The organism is Pseudomonas pharyngis (assembly GCF_021602345.1).
GTDB lineage: Bacteria > Pseudomonadota > Gammaproteobacteria > Pseudomonadales > Pseudomonadaceae > Aquipseudomonas > Aquipseudomonas pharyngis.
The window spans coordinates 713,692-729,492 of record NZ_BQID01000001.1; the positions used below are offsets into that span (position 1 = coordinate 713,692).

A 15,801-nucleotide genomic window follows, 5' to 3' on the forward strand; every position below is an offset into this window, starting at 1 on the left:
AACAGCCCCCTCACCCTAACCCTCCCGAAACGTCGGACCGCCCGGAGGGAGAGGGAACTTACCGAGGTGTCTTTTCGAAATCCATCGACCTGAAAGTCTTCAGTCGAACTCAGGTTCTGAAACCAACGACGGTCAGCTCCCTTTCCACCTCGCCCCCCTTGGGGGGAGAGGGTTGGGGTGAGGGGGGAAAAGATCTAAAGCGAACTCAGACCTTCAGCACACCGCGATCAAAGCTTCGCTTTAACCGCCGCCAACGCATCTTTGCCATCCACCGTCTTCACACCATCAAGCCACTTATCCAACACCGCCGGATTCGCCTTGATCCAGGCCTTCGCCGCCTCCGCATTGCTGACTTTCTTGTTCACCACCTCGGCCATGATGCTGTTCTCCATCTCTTGAGTGAACGAAAGATTGGTCAGCAATTTACCCACATTCGGACAGGCCTCGGCGTAGCCCTTGCGGGTCAGGGTGTAGACGCTGCCGGTGTCGCCAAAGTACTTCTCGCCGCCCTTGAGGTAGTGCATTTTCAGCTGCACGTTCATCGGGTGCGGGGTCCAGCCGAGGAAGGTGACGAATTTCTGTTTCTTCACCGCCCGCGAGACTTCAGCCAGCATCGCCTGTTCGCTGGACTCGATCAGCTTCCATTGGCCCAGGTCGAAGTCGTTTTTCTTGATGATCTCTTGCAGCGAGATGTTCGCTGGCGCGCCAGAGCCGATGCCGTAAATCTTCTTCTCGAATTTATCGGCGTACTTATTCAGGTCGGCAAAGTTATGCACACCCGCGTCCCACACGTAATCCGGTACGGCCAGGGTGAATTCGGTGCCGTCGAGGTTCTTCGCCAGTTGGGTGACGTCACCCGTGGCAACGAACTTGTCGTAGAAACCCTGCTGCGCCGGCATCCAGTTGCCGAGGAACACGTCGACCTGGCCATCCTTCAAGCCGCCGAAGGTGATCGGCACCGCGAGCGTGTCGACCTTGGCCTTGTAGCCCATGCCATCCAGCAGAAACCCGGTGATGGCATTGGTCGCGGCGATGTCGCTCCAGCCGGGATCGGCCATTTTCACCGTGTCGCAGCTCTCGGCGAACGCAGATGCGCTGCCCAGTGCCAGCAGACTGACCGTCACGACTGTGGATAACTTGACCATGGACTTCCCCTTAACGTTATTGGTTTTGGCAGGGTTGTGGATAACGGGCCTTGCGCTCCAGGTCATCGAGGTCGATGTGGTTGCGCATGTATTGCTGACTGGCGTCCACCAGCGGCTGGTGATCCCAGCTCTTCAGCTTGCCGATCGTCAGCGCCTCGGCGACGAAACGCCGACGGCGCTGGCTTTCGAGGACTTCGCGGTGGATTGCCGGGATGTCCCACCTGGCCCGTGCTTCGGCGAGAAAATCGTCGAACAGCCGGCGATGTTGCGGTGATTGGCTGAGTTCTTCCTGCTCGCGTGGATCGTTATCCACATCGAAGAGTAGGCAAGGGTCGGATTCGCTGTAGATAAATTTGTAGGCGCCACGACGGATCATCATCAGCGGGCTGACGGTGCCTTCGGCCATGTATTCGCCGAACACTTCGTCGTGACCGCCCTGCCCTTGCAGGTGCGGAACCAGCGAACGGCCGTCCAGCGGCAGGTCAGGCTCCAGGCTGCCGCCGGCCAGTTCGACGAAGGTCGGCAACAGATCGGCGGTGGACACCGCGGCGCTGACACGGCCTGATTGGAACTGGCCAGGTGCACTTATCAACAGGGGCACCCGCGCGGCCATCTCGAACCAGTGCATTTTGTACCAGAGGCCGCGTTCGCCGAGCATGTCTCCATGGTCACCGGAGAACACAACGACGGTGTCGTCCGCCAGCCCGCAGTCCTCGAGGGTTTGCAGAAGTTTGCCAACGTTGGCGTCGATATAGCTGCATGCACCGAAGTACGCCCGACGGGCGTCGCGGATTTTATCCACAGGCAGCGGCTTGTCCCACAGATCATAAACCTTGAGCAAACGCTGGGAGTGCGGATCGAGTGAACGCTGATCCGGCGTCGTCGGAAGCGGGATATCCGCATCGTCGTACAAATCCCAGAACGCCTTGGGAATCGTGTACGGGTCGTGGGGGTGAGTCATCGACACGGTCAGGCAAAACGGCTGATCGCCATCCTCGCGGATATGGTCGAACAGGTATTGCTGAGCCTTGAACACCACCTCTTCGTCGAAGTCGAGCTGGTTGGTGCGTACGCACGGGCCGGCCTGCAACACCGACGACATGTTGTGATACCAGCTCGGCCGCACATCAGGCTCGTCCCAGTTCACCGCCCAGCCGTAGTCGGCCGGATAGATGTCGCTGGTCAGGCGCTCTTCGTAACCGTGCAGTTGATCGGGGCCGCAGAAATGCATCTTGCCCGACAGCGCGGTGCGATAGCCGAGGCGGCGCAGGTAATGGGCGTAGGTGGGAATGTCGGCGGGGAAATCGGCGGCGTTGTCGTAGGCGCCGATCTTGCTCGGCAACTGGCCGCTGACCAGGGTGAAACGCGACGGTGCGCACAGCGGGCTGTTGCAGTAAGCGGCATCGAATACCACGCCTTGTTCGGCGAGGCGGCTGAGATTCGGCAGTTTGATCGGCGACGGGCCGTAGAACGGCAACATTGGCGCGGCCATTTGATCGGCCATGATGAAAAGAATGTTCTTGCGCTTCATGTGATCGCGGCATTCCATAGTGAATATTTATGCGACATTGCTGCGATCGAGCATGGATTCCACGCAATATCCGGTAAAGCCCGCGCCGGACAATGACTAGGATAAGCACAGCTTATGTATGAAGCCCTCGGTGATCTGTCGCTGGACCTGCTGCGCGCCTTCGAGGCGGCGGCCCGTCATCGCAGTTTTACCGCTGCCGCTGTTGAACTGGGTACGACGCAACCAGCAATCAGCCAACAAATCAAACGGCTGGAAGAACAGCTCGGCACGCGGCTGTTCGATCGTATCTATCGGGGCATCGAACTGACTGAGGTCGGATCGATCCTGTTCGAGCAAGTTACCCTTGGTTTGCAGAATATCGACGCGGGATTAAGCGCAATCAGCACGCAGCAGCAACATGAAGTGCTGCAGGTTGCCACCGATTTCGCCTTCGCCGCGTATTGGCTGATGCCGCGTCTGCACCGCTTCCATGAAGCTTATCCACAGGTGGATGTGAGCCTGGTCACCAGCGAGCGCAATCACAACATGCTGCGTCCGGATATCGACGTTGCCGTGCTGTTCGGCGACGGTCGCTTCAAACAGGGCGAGAGTCACTGGTTGTTTAGTGAAGAAGTGTTTCCGGTGTGCAGCCCGCAATTGCTCAAGGATCGCCCCCTGCCCTTGCCGGCCCAGGCATTGATGGAGTTTCCGCTGCTGCACCTGCGCGGGGAAAACAGCAGTAACTGGTTCGACTGGAGCGGTCTGTTCCGCGCGCTGAACATCAGCGCGCCGCCAGCGCCGGGCCAACTGCGCTTCGACAATTACACCCTGCTGATTCAAGCGGCGATTGGCGGTCAGGGCGTGGCGATTGGCTGGCGGCACCTTGTGGATAACTTGCTCACTCAAGGTCTATTGTGCCGGCCGATCGCCGAAACCACCCTGTCGCGTCTCGGTTATTACGTGGTGCTGCCACAGCGCAAGCGCCGGGGCGCGTTGATTCAGACGTTCGTGGACTGGCTGATGGCCGAACAGGCCAGCAGCGCCGAATCCCTGGCCGGGCTGCCGCTGCCGTCAATTGCGGTATAACGATCAGGAGGCGGCAACAAAATCCACGTGTTGATGGATATGCAGATTCAGTCGCAGCTCATCGGCAATCCCCACCGCCACCCGGTTCAGGCGTTCCAGCGGTTCAGCCAGTCCCGGTTCCAGCGTGCGGCCGACCTGACTGAAATGCTCGATCGTCAGCCCGGCGACGCTGCGCGGTGCGTTCACCAGCGTCCAGTGCAACGGGCTGCTTTGCAGGGCTTCGTGTACTTCCAGAGCGGCGTGGCGTTGCAGCGGATCGGCGTTTTCCGGATCGTCCAGTGCTTCGAATTCGCCGATGACAAACAGCCGCGAGACGTTTGCCGCCTGTAGCCCATCGATAAGCGCATCCACCGCCAGCACCTGTTCCACCGGCCCCAGCACCACGGATTTTTCGACATGATCGCTGCTCAGCGGCAAGCCCGGCGCATTCAGCAGGCAGATCACTGCCGAGCTGCCGGCGACACTCTGGTTGACCCGCTCGGCATCGAGCAGATCGCCGCTTTTGGTGCGCAGCCCCGGCCGTGGCGCGAGCGCCGTCAAATCGTCGAGGATGGCGATGACTTCGTGCTGGCGACGCAGCAGTTCAGCCATCAACGCGCTGCCCAGGCTACTCATGGCACCATAGAGCACCACTTTCACCGCCGGGGTTTCGGCATTTTTCATGGCTGAGGTTCCTTTTGTTTTCCCTTGTATGGCGTGTGACATACGGGCAACGCCGAGGGTTCGAACCGATTCAGAGGGTTTGCGATGCAGACGATCAAGGGTTATCACGCCCACGTTTATTACGACGCCAGCACGATCGAACAGGCGCGGGCACTGTGTGAGCAGGCCGCGCAATTATTTCCATTGAGGATGGGCCGCGTGCATGAGCGCCCGGTCGGCCCGCACCCGGACTGGAGCTGCCAGCTGGCCTTCGGCCCGGAGCTGATCGGCGATGTGCTGCCGTGGCTGGCACTCAATCGCAAGGGATTGGTGGTGTTCCTGCACCCGGACACCGGCGATGACTTGCTCGACCACACCGACCATGCAATCTGGATGGGCGCGATGCGGCCGCTGGATCTGTCTGTTTTTTAATCAGATGGTTTCTTCGGGTTCGCCAGGTAAATGCTCGTCCAGGTGCAGCCATGGCAACTGGCTGTCGGTCCAGATATGCCGCTCGGCGGCGGCCTGCTCCGGATGATCCAGTGTGGCGACCGTCAGATCGATGCTCTCGGGGCTGAGCAGCGTCACCAGCGCCAGTTGTGCGCCGCAGTTCGGGCAGAAGAACCGTGCGCAGCTGTCTGAAGAGTCGTAGCGCGAAGGTGTTCCGGCCAGCCACTGGAATTTCGCTGCCGGCAGCGTGATCCAGGTGGTGACGATGCCACCGCTGACTTTTCGGCAAATCGAACAATGACAGTGGGCGATGTAGTGCAATGCTCCGCTGAACTGATAGCGGATATGTCCGCAATGGCAGCCACCGCCGTGCAAATCAGTCATGCCCTGCCCTCCACTTCCCGTGTTCATTGACTCTAGCCCGCATCCGACGGCCGGTTGGCCGTTCGCCCAAAGCTTTCTTGCGCGAAAGGTAGCTGAAAGGTTCCCCGATTAGGATCGCCCCCACTGCCGGCAACAGACCGGTTGGCCAACGCGTGTGATTGCTCGCACGACAGGCCCAATTAACAACAACAATGGTGATTCTGATGTCCTCTGCAACCCGCCTCCTCCCACGCCTTTTTTCTGACACTCCGCTCGTACGCCTCGTGCTTCCCGTTCTGCGCTGATCCCGCCGATCCGCTCACTTACCTAGCCGCGCTACGCCTGGAGTATTCCCATGCTGACTTTCCTTGGCTTCGCCATGGTCATCACGTTCATGTTCCTGATCATGACCAAGCGCCTGTCTGCGCTGATCGCTCTGATCATCATCCCGATCCTGTTCGCCCTGTTCGGTGGCTTTGCTCCGAAGATCGGTCCGATGATGCTCGAAGGTATTACCAAGCTCGCGCCGACCGGCGTGATGCTGATGTTTGCGATTCTGTATTTCGCCCTGATGATCGACTCCGGCCTGTTCGACCCGGCCGTGCGCAAGATCCTCAAACTGGTCAAGGGCGACCCGCTGAAAGTTTCGGTCGGCACCGCCGTACTGGCGCTCGTCGTTTCCCTCGATGGTGACGGCGCGACCACTTACATGATCTGCGTGGCCGCCATGCTGCCGCTGTACAGCCGCATCGGCATGAGCCCGCGGATCATGGCCGGTCTGATCATCCTCGCCGGTGGCGTGATGAACATGACCCCATGGGGTGGCCCGACTGCCCGTGCCGCCAGTGCCCTGCACGTAGACCCGTCGGACATCTTCGTGCCGATGATCCCGGCGATGGCTGCCGGTGTGGTGGCGATCCTGATCATTGCCTACTTCTACGGCAAACGTGAGCGTGCGCGTCTGGGTGAGCTGCACCTGATCGGCGACGAAATCGATCACAGCGAAATCAGCGTCTCGCAATTCCCGGATGCCCGCCGTCCGAAACTGATCTGGTTCAACGGCCTGCTGACCCTGGCGCTGATGTGCACGTTGATTGCCGGCCTGTTGCCGCTGCCGGTGCTGTTCATGGTGGCGTTCAGTATTGCCATGATCGTCAACTACCCTTGCCTGCAAATGCAGAAGGATCGCGTCGCCGCCCATGCCGGCAGCGTGCTGTCGGTGGTCAGTCTGATCTTCGCGGCGGGCATTTTCACCGGTATCCTGTCGGGCACCGGCATGGTCGATGCGATGTCGAAAAGCCTGCTGGCGGTGATCCCTGATTTCCTCGGCCCGTACCTGGCGGTGATCACGGCGCTGGTGAGCATGCCGTTCACGTTCTTCATGTCGAACGACGCGTTCTACTACGGTGTGTTGCCGGTGTTGTCCGAAGCGGCCAGCCATTACGGCATCACCGCAGTGGAAATGGCCCGTGCCTCGATCGTCGGTCAGCCGGTTCACCTGCTGAGCCCACTGGTGCCGTCGACATACCTGCTGGTGGCACTGGCGGGGATCGAGTTCGGCGATCACCAGCGTTTCACCCTGAAGTGGGCAGTGCTGGTCTGCCTGTGCATACTGGTCGCCGCCTTGCTGTTGGGGACTTTCCCGCTGTTCAGCACGTTGTAACGGTACCAAACTCACCAGGACGCCAGCTGATTGCTGGCGTCCTGGTTTAACACTCGCTCAAAGGAATACACATGGAATGGCTGACCAACCCTGAGATCTGGGTTGCCTTCTTCACCCTGACCGCCCTGGAAATCGTTCTGGGCATCGATAACATCATCATGATTTCGATCCTGGTCAGCCGCATGCCCAAACACATGCAGCAGCGCACCCGGATCTTCGGTCTTGGCCTGGCCATGATCACGCGGATCCTGTTGCTGCTGTCGATCACCTGGGTCATGCGCCTCACCGCCGACCTGTTCGAAGTGTTTGGCCAGGGCATTTCCGGTCGCGACCTGATCCTGTTCTTCGGTGGCCTGTTCCTGCTGTGGAAAAGCTCCCAGGAGATGTACCACGCACTGGAAGGTGAAGACGAAAGCGACGAGACGCCCGGCGGCAAGGGCGGCAACTTCCTCTACACCATCATCCAGATCGCGATCATCGACATCGTGTTCTCGCTGGATTCGGTGATCACGGCCGTCGGCATGGTTTCCCACGTTCCGGTCATGGTTGCGGCGATCATCGTGGCCGTGCTGGTGATGATGCTGGCCTCGGGCAAGATCAGCGAGTTCATCGACAAGCACCCGTCGCTGAAAATGCTCGCGCTGTCGTTCCTGCTGGTGGTCGGTACCGTGCTGATTGCCGAATCGTTCGACGTGCACGTACCGAAAGGCTACGTCTACTTCGCCATGGCATTCTCGCTGGCGGTCGAAGCGATCAACATCAAGATGCGCACCGCCATCGCGAAAAAACGCAAACAGCAGGACCCGGTGAAACTGCGCAAGGATATTCCGGGTCAGTAACCCGAACGCTGCGCAACAGATCAAAGGGCCTTCGGGCCCTTTTTTCATGGCTGCATGAACCTGTTTTCATGACACTTTTGTTTCAATCCCCGCTTTAGCTGTGCAATGCTGGCGCCCAGACCGTTAGCCAACTACAGCTTAAGTATCAGAACGTAGAAATTGCGCGGTACCGTCCACTTGCCCCTCTGGGGCGCTGCCATTACAGGGGGTCTGCATGCTCACCCTGCTCAATTTGCTCTCTGCCGTGGCCCTGCTGATCTGGGGCACGCACATCGTCCGAACCGGCATCCTGCGGGTGTACGGCACCAATCTGCGCCACGTGATCGGCCAGAACATGTCCAAACGCTGGCTGGCCTTTGTCGCCGGCATCGTTGTCACTGCGATGGTGCAGAGCAGCAACGCCACCGCCATGCTCGTGACGTCGTTTGTCGGTCAGGGCCTGATGGCGTTGACCCCGGCCCTGGCGACCATGCTGGGTGCCGACGTCGGTACGGCACTGATGGCACGGGTGCTGACGTTCGACCTGTCGTGGCTGTCGCCGCTGCTGATTTTTATCGGGGTGATTTTCTTTCTGTCGCGCAAACAGACGCGGCTCGGGCAGATGGGCCGCGTGTCCATTGGGCTTGGGCTGATCATTCTGGCGCTGCAACTGATCGTCGAGGCCGCTGCGCCGATAACTCATGCCCAAGGGGTGAAGGTGATTTTCGCCTCGTTGACCGGCGATATCCTGCTCGACGCCTTGGTCGGCGCGCTGTTCGCGATGATTTCCTACTCCAGTCTGGCGGCCGTGCTGCTGACCGCCACGCTCGCCGGCGCTGCGGTGATCAGTCTGCCGGTGGCGATCGGTCTGGTGATCGGCGCCAACATCGGCAGCGGCGTGCTGGCGTTCATGAGCACCAGCATGCAGAACGCCGCCGGCCGGCAGGTGGCGCTGGGCAGCCTGCTGTACAAACTCATCGGGCTGCTGCTGATCATTCCGGTGCTCGACCCGCTGGTGCACTGGATCGACAGCCTGGATTTCAGTCCGCAGGAAATGGTCATCGGCTTCCACCTCCTCTACAACACAGCGCGTTGCCTGATCCTGCTGCCGAGCGTCGGACCGATGGCGCGACTGTGCGCCTGGCTGCTTCCGGAGCGCCCGGAGGTCAACGGCACCGCCAAGCCCCGTCACCTTGATCCCACCGCGCTGGTCACGCCGAGCCTGGCACTGGCCAACGCCGCCCGGGAAACCCTGCGCATGGGCGACCTGATCGACAACATGCTCGACGCGACCCTCGACGTGCTGCGCGGCAAGCAGACCGCTGTCACCCAGGAAATGCGCAAGCTGACCGATGACGTCGAAGCCTTGTACAGCGCGATCAAACTGTACCTGGCGCAAATGCCCCGCGAAGATCTTGGCGAACAGGACAGTCGGCGCTGGGCGGAGATCATTGAGCTGGCGATCAACCTCAAACTGGCCAGCGACCTGATCGAACGCATGCTGCGCAAAGTGCAGCAGCAGAAGACTTCGCAGCGCCGCTCGTTTTCCGAAGACGGGCTGGAAGAACTGGCCGGTCTGCAACAGCAATTGATCGCCAACCTGCGACTCGGGCTGTCGGTTTTCCTCAGCGGCGACAAGGAAAGCGCCCGTCAGCTGCTGCGCGAGAAACGTCGCTTTCGCGCCCAGGAACGGCGTCTGGCCCACGCCCATGTCAGCCGATTGCAACGCAAGATCGTGCAGAGTATCGAGACCAGTTCGTTGCACCTGGAGCTGATTGCTGACATGAAACGTTTGAACTCGCTGTTCTGCAGCAGCGCCTATGTGGTGCTGGAAACTTCCGATACCGGCGCGCTGGCGGCGGACGATATGGCGGACATCACGCATTCGCCTTGAACGTCTGGGGTTGTGGTCAGTCAGTAACATTGATTCAGCCTTCAGGTCGCCATCGCCAGCAGGCTGGCTCCCACAGGGAATGCGTTTCAAATGTGGGAGCCAGCCTGCTGGCGATGAGGGCCGGACTGACGACACGGATCTCCAATTCAGCCGTATGGAAGCTCGTTATGCGTTGCCTGTTGTTCGCTTGTCTGCTGCTCGGTTCCCTGCCCGCCTTCGCCCTGGATCGTTTTCAGGTCGAAGGCTATGCGCTGCCCAACGGTTTGCAATTGCTGCTCAAGCCCGGCACCGAGCGTGGGCACGTGGCTATCCGGCTGGTGATCGGCGTCGGTCTCGACGATTTCGACTGCAATGAAAAGGAGCTGCCGCACCTGCTCGAACACTTGCTGTTCAGCGGCATCGACGCCACCGGCGAAGGTGGCCTCGAAGAGCGCATGCAGGCCCTCGGCGGCGACTGGAACGCCTTCACCAGCAACGCCGACACCACGTTCGTCATCGAAGCCCCGGCGAAAAACCAGCGCAAGGTTCTCGACCTGCTGCTGGATCTGCTGACCCAGACCCGTTTCGACGACAACGCGATCAACGCCGCCAAACGGGTGGTCGAGCGCGAGGACGGCGGCCATTACACCCGGCTGCAACGCTTCCTCGACCGGCAGGACCTGGGCCACACCGCGAGCAATCAACTGGCGGTTGAACTGGGCCTGAAATGTCCGCAGCGGGCTGAAGTCGATGGCCTGACCCGCGAACAACTGGAGAAGGTGCGCAAGGCCTGGTACGCGCCGAACAACATGACCCTGATCGTCGTCGGTGACCTCGACAAACTGCTGCCGGCCTATCTGGAACGGGCGTGGGGCGCGCTGGAAGCGGTCGAGCCGAGCGAACACCGCCCGTTGCCGGACATCCGCGCCAGCGCCGCTCACGAACGCACGATCACTCGCGGCTTCATCGGCAACAGCGCCAAGCTGCACTGGCTGGTGCCGGAGCCGGTGCTGGACGACCAGTACGACCAAACCTTCGACCTGCTCAAGGAATACCTGGAGTGGGCGCTGTACCGCCAGTTGCGCCTGAACCACGGTTTGTCCTACGGGCCGTGGGCCGAGCGCGAAGTGTTCGGCGGCGTCGGTTTCATGAGCCTCAACGCCGACCTGGATCGCGGCGATATCGCCGAAGCCGAGCAGGTGCTGGAAGACCTCAAGGCCGACCTGCTGAAAAACGGCCTCGACGCCGACACCTTCAATCGCTTGAAACAAGCCGCCATCGCCCACCAGGCCTGGGCCGTGCAAGGCACCAGCGCCATGGCCGACTATTACTGGAGCGCGCTGGGCGACTACGAGGATGGCCGCTTCGCCGATCCTGCGCGGGAGCTGCAAGGCGTGACGCTGGAGGCGGCGAACAAGGCCATGCGCGAGTTGTTGCTGCAACCGGGTTATCTGCGGATCGAGAAACCGCTGCTCAGCGACGATCAGGTGTTATGGCTGCTGGCGGGCGGATTGGGCGTGCTGGTGCTGATTCTGCTCGGCTGGCGCCTGCATCGGCGCAAGTCCGTGCATCCGGAATGACCGGCAGCCTCGCCACACGGCCCGGCGGGCGGTACTCTGTCGGGGTTTTTTCCTCGACTGTCGTGAACCGCCCAAATGTCTAAATTGACCCTCCTGATCCAGCGCATTCTCGAACTGATGAAGCGCTATCCCGGGGTCATTGCGCTCGGCGGTTTCATCTCCGGGGTCGGCAGCTTCATTCTGGTCGACCGGCAACAGGGGCTGGCGAGCTGGATCACCACGATCATGCTGCTGAGCTGGATCTGGCTGATGCTGGAAAACAGCCTGACCAAACTGTTCACGCGAATCTTCAAACGGGAAATCCCCCAGCCGCTGCTGCGTTACGCGACGCAGATGATCCACCAGGAAAGCCTGTTTTTCGTCCTGCCGTTCTTCTTCATCACCACCACCTGGAACAGCGGCCAGCTGTTTTTCACCGGGCTGCTGTGCATCGCGGCGCTGATCTCGATCGTCGACCCGCTCTACTACAAGTGGCTGGCGCCACGGCGCTGGGCGTTCCTCGCGCTGCACACCCTGACCCTGTTCGCCGCCCTGCTTACGGCGCTGCCGGTGATCATGCACCTGACCACCTCGCAAAGCTTCAAATGGGCGCTGGGGATTGCGGTGGTGTTGTCGTTCCCGAGCCTGGCGTCGATCTTCCCGATCCGCACCGTGCGCAATGCCTTGGCGATCCTGTGTATCACGGTCGGCATCGGTGGCGTGGGCTGGGTCCTGCGTTCATGGGTGCCGCCAGCGACGCTGTGGATGACTGACGTGGCGATCAGCACCCAGGTGCAGGACCGGGTTCCGGGGGCCAGCCTCAAGGAAGTCAGCGCCGAGCAGATCCGTGGCGGCGGGCTCTACGCCTACACCGCGATCAACGCGCCGCGCGGGCTCGACGAGCGGATTTATCACGTCTGGCAGTTCAACGGCAAAGAGGTCGACCGCATCGCCCTCGACATCCACGGCGGGCGCAAGGAAGGCTACCGAGCCTGGACCCACAAGCAGAACTTCCCCGGCAACCCGGCGGGCAAGTGGCAGGTGCGAGTGTTGACCGAGGACGGTCAGGTGATTGGCGTGCTGCGCTTCGAGGTCACGGACAGCACACCGACCAAAGAAAAGTAACCGGGTTCGTGCTATTACGTAGGTTCGTCTCGATAGCCGAACAAGCACGGAGCTTATGACCAGCAGCCCAATGACCGGCAGTGCCCGCCTGGACACCTCGATCACCCCTGCCCGCCTGCGGGTCACCGGGGACTGGACGCTTGCCCATTACGCCGACCTCAAGCAACTGAGCGAAACGCTCCACGGCCAGTACGACGCCAACACGCCCATCGATCTCAACGGCCTCGGCGCCCTCGACACCGCCGGTGCGTCGCTGCTGGTGGAACTGCTCGGCTCGGAGCGGCTGGGCAAGTCCGCCGAACACCCCGATTGCACGATTTCCAGCGCCGACCGCGCCCTGCTGCAAACCGTGTATCGCTCGCTGACCGATTTCTGCGTGCCGATCAAGGAACCGGAAATCAGCGTCAGCGTGCAACTGCTGACGCGCATCGGTCGGGCCGTCGACACGGTCTGGCGAGACACCCTGCAATTGCTCGGCTTCGTCGGCCTGATTCTCGAAACCATCGCCCGCAGCCTGTTCCGGCCCAAGCGCTGGCGGATCACGCCGATGATCGCCCACATCGAACAGACCGGCCTCGACGCCGCGCCCATCGTCGCGTTGCTGACCTTTCTGGTGGGCGCGGTGGTGGCGTTCCTCGGGGCGACGGTGCTGGCCAGTTTCGGTGCCAGCGTATTCACCGTGGATCTGGTGGGCTTCGCCTTCCTGCGCGAGTTCGGCGTGTTGCTCACGGCGATCCTGATGGCCGGCCGCACCGCCAGTGCCTTCACCGCGCAGATCGGCTCGATGAAGGCCAACGAGGAAATCGACGCGATTCGCACCCTCGGCCTCGACCCCATGGAATTGCTGGTGGTGCCGCGGGTGCTGGCGCTGCTGGTGGCGCTGCCAATGCTGACCTTCCTCGCGATGATTTGCGGGATCGTCGGCGGCGCGGTGGTTTGCGCGGTGTCGCTGGATATCTCGCCGGCGATGTTCCTGTCGCTGCTGCAAAGCGACATAGGGATTCAACATTTCCTGGTGGGTCTGGTCAAAGCCCCGATCTTTGCTTTCCTGATCGCCGCCATCGGCTGTCTGGAAGGCTTCAAGGTCAGCGGCAGCGCCGAATCGGTCGGCGCCCACACCACCTCCAGCGTGGTGCAATCGATTTTCGTGGTGATCGTGCTCGATGCGGTTGCCGCGCTGTTTTTCATGGAGATGGGCTGGTGAGTCGTCTACCCCGCGCGCCCTCTGAGGCGGTGATCGAAGTCCGTGGCCTGTGCAATCGCTTCGGCCGCCAGAGCGTGCACGAGAACCTCGATCTCGACTTGTACAAAGGCGAAATCCTGGCCGTGGTCGGCGGTTCCGGCAGCGGTAAATCGGTGTTGCTGCGCAGCATCGTCGGCTTGCGCCAGCCCAGTGAAGGCATGGTCAAGGTGTTCGGCCAGAACCTGCCGAGCCTGCCGGAGCATGAGCGCTCGCTGATCGAACGGCGCTTTGGTGTGTTGTTCCAGAAAGGCGCGCTGTTTTCGTCGCTGACCGTCACCGAGAACGTCGCCCTGCCCCTGATCGAACACGCCGGTCTGAGCCGCGACGACGCCGAGCATCTGGCGGCGGTGAAGCTGGCGCTGGCCGGTCTTCCGCTGTCGGCAGCGGACAAGTACCCGGCTTCGCTGTCCGGCGGCATGATCAAGCGCGCGGCACTGGCCCGAGCGCTGGCGCTGGACCCGGACATCCTGTTTCTCGACGAACCCACCGCCGGCCTCGATCCGATTGGCGCGGCGCAGTTCGACCAATTGATCCTGACCCTGCGCGATGCCCTGGGCCTGAGCGTATTTCTGGTGACCCACGACCTCGACACGCTCTACACCATCACCGACCGCGTCGCGGTATTGGCGCAGAAGAAGGTGCTGGTGGCCGGTCCCATCGACGTGGTCTCGGAAACCGACGACGCGTGGATTCACGAATACTTCCACGGCCCTCGCGGCCGCTCGGCGCTGGACGCCGCCAAACAGCTCAACGAGGTCTGACATGGAAACCCGAGCCCATCATGTGTTGATCGGCCTGTTCACGGTGATTGTGGTGGCAGGCGCCCTGCTCTTCGGTCTGTGGCTGGCCAAGTCCAGTGTCGACACCGAGTTCAAGGATTACGAAGTCGTGTTCAACGAGGCGGTCAGCGGCCTGTCCCGGGGCAGCCCGGTGCAGTACAGCGGGATCAAGGTCGGCGACGTGGTCAGCCTGCGCCTCGACCCGCAGGACCCACGTCGGGTGCTGGCACGCATTCGTCTGGCCGGCGACACGCCGGTCAAGGAAGACACCGAAGCCAAACTGGCTCTGGCCGGGATCACCGGCACCTCGATCATCCAGCTCAGCGGAGGCACGCCGCAAAGTCCGAAACTCAAGGGCCATGACGGCAACCTGCCGACCATCGTCGCATCGCCCTCGCCCATCTCGCGGCTGCTCAGCGACAGCAACGATTTGATGAGCGGGGTCACGACGTTGCTCAGTAATGCCAATCAGATGTTCTCTGCCGACAACATCGAGCGCGTGAGCAAGACCCTTGAGCATCTGGAGCAGACCACCGGTTCGATCAACGATCAGCGCGGCGACCTGCGTCAGGCCATGCAGCAACTGGCGACGGTCGGCAAACAGGCCGGCAACATGCTCGAACAGACGTCCGCGCTGATGCGCAACGCCAACGGCCTGCTCAACGATCAGGGCAAACAGGCGCTCGGCAGTGCCGAACAGGCGATGAAATCCCTGGAGCAAAGCAGCGTCACCATCAACGGCCTGCTCAGCAAGAATCAGAATTCCCTCGACAGCGGCATGCAGGGCCTCAACGGCCTGGCCCCGGCGATTCGCGAACTGAGGGAGACTCTGAATTCGCTGCGCGCCATTTCCCAACGCCTGGAGGCCAACCCCAGCGGTTACCTGCTGGGCAGTGACAAGAACAAGGAGTTCACGCCATGAAGCTGACTCGCCTCGCCCTCCTCGCCGGCTTCACGCTGATCAGCGCGTGCTCGATCCTGCCCAAGTCCGAACCGTCGGATGTCTATCGCCTGCCGGCGGCACAGGCACCCGCCTCGGCCGGTTCGGCGGCTGCTCAGCACTGGTCGCTGCGCCTGAACAAACTGCAGGCCAGCGAAGCGCTGAACCGGCCGAGCATTGCGGTGATTCCTCAGGGAGATGTGATCAGCAGCTACAAGGCCTCGCGCTGGAGCGATCCGGCACCGGTGCTGATGCGTAATCGGTTGCTTGATGGATTCCAGCGCGATGGCCGGGTATCGCTGTTGAGCACCGACGACAGCAACTTCCAGGCGGACCTGGAACTGGGCGGCAGCCTGCAGGCGTTTCAGACCGAGTATCAGGGCACGCAGGCCAGCGTGGTGGTGCGGGTCGATGCGCTGCTGGTGCGCGGTTACGACCAGCGGATTCTCGCCAGTCGCCGCTTCGAAGAACGTCAGCCGCTCAGTGATGTGAAGGTTCCGGCGGTGGTGGCCGGATTCGGGCAGGCCAGTGATCGTCTCACCGCGAAAGTCGTGGCGTGGGCGGTGGAGCAAGGGCAGAAAGTTGCCCCACCTGCCCGGCCTTGA

At 61.5% G+C, this 15,801-nt stretch carries 15 protein-coding genes; 11 read left to right on the top strand and 4 right to left on the bottom strand.

Annotation, left to right across the window (positions count from 1 at the left end; translation table 11 throughout):
* Window positions 1–227: 227 nt before the first annotated feature.
* Both choX and betC read right to left on the bottom strand, forming a co-directional pair.
* A complete protein-coding gene (choX, locus tag L6D74_RS03250; RefSeq protein ID WP_236187658.1) occupies window positions 228–1,145 on the bottom strand; it encodes a choline ABC transporter substrate-binding protein in 918 nt (305 codons plus the stop codon).
* Window positions 1,146–1,161: 16 nt separating this feature from the next.
* Window positions 1,162–2,676, bottom strand: a complete 1,515-nt coding sequence (betC, locus tag L6D74_RS03255; protein WP_236187659.1) for a choline-sulfatase — start codon at window positions 2,674–2,676, stop codon at window positions 1,162–1,164.
* Window positions 2,677–2,790: 114 nt separating this feature from the next.
* On the opposite strand from betC, the gene L6D74_RS03260 reads away from it, so the two are divergent.
* Entirely contained in the window at window positions 2,791–3,741 is a 951-nt protein-coding gene (locus L6D74_RS03260; RefSeq protein WP_064592436.1) for a choline sulfate utilization transcriptional regulator, read from the top strand.
* 3 nt (window positions 3,742–3,744) lie between these two features.
* Here the strand turns inward: L6D74_RS03260 and L6D74_RS03265 are convergent, their stop codons facing one another.
* Window positions 3,745–4,404, bottom strand: coding sequence for an NAD(P)-dependent oxidoreductase (locus L6D74_RS03265; RefSeq protein ID WP_085647173.1), 660 nt, complete (start codon window positions 4,402–4,404; stop codon window positions 3,745–3,747).
* Window positions 4,405–4,488: 84 nt separating this feature from the next.
* On the opposite strand from L6D74_RS03265, the gene L6D74_RS03270 reads away from it, so the two are divergent.
* Entirely contained in the window at window positions 4,489–4,815 is a 327-nt protein-coding gene (locus L6D74_RS03270) for a DOPA 4,5-dioxygenase family protein (protein WP_236187660.1), read from the top strand.
* Here the strand turns inward: L6D74_RS03270 and L6D74_RS03275 are convergent, their stop codons facing one another.
* The gene (locus L6D74_RS03275; RefSeq protein WP_236187661.1) at window positions 4,816–5,217 is read right to left on the bottom strand and encodes a GFA family protein; all 402 of its coding nucleotides are present in this window, start codon (window positions 5,215–5,217) and stop codon (window positions 4,816–4,818) included.
* A 334-nt stretch (window positions 5,218–5,551) separates the two neighbouring features.
* Here L6D74_RS03275 and L6D74_RS03280 point away from each other — a divergent pair, with 334 nt between their 5' ends.
* From L6D74_RS03280 to L6D74_RS03320, 9 genes are all read left to right on the top strand, one after another.
* On the top strand, window positions 5,552–6,859 hold the full coding sequence (locus tag L6D74_RS03280) for a CitMHS family transporter (protein ID WP_007954069.1): 1,308 nt from the start codon (window positions 5,552–5,554) through the stop codon (window positions 6,857–6,859).
* Between the two features lie 71 nt (window positions 6,860–6,930).
* Complete coding sequence (locus L6D74_RS03285) at window positions 6,931–7,698, top strand: TerC family protein (protein WP_007954068.1); 768 nt, start codon at window positions 6,931–6,933, stop codon at window positions 7,696–7,698.
* A 214-nt stretch (window positions 7,699–7,912) separates the two neighbouring features.
* Window positions 7,913–9,571, top strand: a complete 1,659-nt coding sequence (locus L6D74_RS03290) for a Na/Pi cotransporter family protein (RefSeq protein WP_236187662.1) — start codon at window positions 7,913–7,915, stop codon at window positions 9,569–9,571.
* 167 nt (window positions 9,572–9,738) lie between these two features.
* Window positions 9,739–11,130, top strand: a complete 1,392-nt coding sequence (locus L6D74_RS03295; protein WP_236187663.1) for a M16 family metallopeptidase — start codon at window positions 9,739–9,741, stop codon at window positions 11,128–11,130.
* A 75-nt stretch (window positions 11,131–11,205) separates the two neighbouring features.
* Window positions 11,206–12,234, top strand: coding sequence for a DUF5924 family protein (locus L6D74_RS03300; RefSeq protein ID WP_039764894.1), 1,029 nt, complete (start codon window positions 11,206–11,208; stop codon window positions 12,232–12,234).
* A 55-nt stretch (window positions 12,235–12,289) separates the two neighbouring features.
* Entirely contained in the window at window positions 12,290–13,438 is a 1,149-nt protein-coding gene (locus L6D74_RS03305) for an ABC transporter permease (RefSeq protein ID WP_064592455.1), read from the top strand.
* Window positions 13,435–14,238, top strand: a complete 804-nt coding sequence (locus L6D74_RS03310; RefSeq protein WP_064592457.1) for an ABC transporter ATP-binding protein — start codon at window positions 13,435–13,437, stop codon at window positions 14,236–14,238. The genes L6D74_RS03305 and L6D74_RS03310 overlap by 4 nt, the downstream gene beginning before the upstream one ends.
* 1 nt (window position 14,239) lies before the next feature.
* Complete coding sequence (locus tag L6D74_RS03315; RefSeq protein WP_039764886.1) at window positions 14,240–15,178, top strand: MlaD family protein; 939 nt, start codon at window positions 14,240–14,242, stop codon at window positions 15,176–15,178.
* Window positions 15,175–15,801: an ABC-type transport auxiliary lipoprotein family protein gene (locus L6D74_RS03320; RefSeq protein ID WP_064592458.1), complete on the top strand. Its 627-nt coding sequence runs from the start codon at window positions 15,175–15,177 to the stop codon at window positions 15,799–15,801. Before L6D74_RS03315 ends, L6D74_RS03320 begins: the two co-directional genes overlap by 4 nt.

Bases quoted from the DNA above. Each gene is read 5' to 3' on its own strand.
- betC (WP_236187659.1), bottom strand. From the start codon at position 2,676: ATGAAGCGCAAGAACATTCTTTTCATCATGGCCGATCAAATGGCCGCG.
- L6D74_RS03315 (WP_039764886.1), top strand. From the start codon at position 14,240: ATGGAAACCCGAGCCCATCATGTGTTGATCGGCCTGTTCACGGTGATT.
- L6D74_RS03285 (WP_007954068.1), top strand. From the start codon at position 6,931: ATGGAATGGCTGACCAACCCTGAGATCTGGGTTGCCTTCTTCACCCTG.
- L6D74_RS03290 (WP_236187662.1), top strand. From the start codon at position 7,913: ATGCTCACCCTGCTCAATTTGCTCTCTGCCGTGGCCCTGCTGATCTGG.
- L6D74_RS03295 (WP_236187663.1), top strand. From the start codon at position 9,739: ATGCGTTGCCTGTTGTTCGCTTGTCTGCTGCTCGGTTCCCTGCCCGCC.
- L6D74_RS03260 (WP_064592436.1), top strand. From the start codon at position 2,791: ATGTATGAAGCCCTCGGTGATCTGTCGCTGGACCTGCTGCGCGCCTTC.
- L6D74_RS03275 (WP_236187661.1), bottom strand. From the start codon at position 5,217: ATGACTGATTTGCACGGCGGTGGCTGCCATTGCGGACATATCCGCTAT.
- L6D74_RS03305 (WP_064592455.1), top strand. From the start codon at position 12,290: ATGACCAGCAGCCCAATGACCGGCAGTGCCCGCCTGGACACCTCGATC.
- choX (WP_236187658.1), bottom strand. From the start codon at position 1,145: ATGGTCAAGTTATCCACAGTCGTGACGGTCAGTCTGCTGGCACTGGGC.
- L6D74_RS03300 (WP_039764894.1), top strand. From the start codon at position 11,206: ATGTCTAAATTGACCCTCCTGATCCAGCGCATTCTCGAACTGATGAAG.
- L6D74_RS03270 (WP_236187660.1), top strand. From the start codon at position 4,489: ATGCAGACGATCAAGGGTTATCACGCCCACGTTTATTACGACGCCAGC.
- L6D74_RS03320 (WP_064592458.1), top strand. From the start codon at position 15,175: ATGAAGCTGACTCGCCTCGCCCTCCTCGCCGGCTTCACGCTGATCAGC.
- L6D74_RS03265 (WP_085647173.1), bottom strand. From the start codon at position 4,404: ATGAAAAATGCCGAAACCCCGGCGGTGAAAGTGGTGCTCTATGGTGCC.
- L6D74_RS03280 (WP_007954069.1), top strand. From the start codon at position 5,552: ATGCTGACTTTCCTTGGCTTCGCCATGGTCATCACGTTCATGTTCCTG.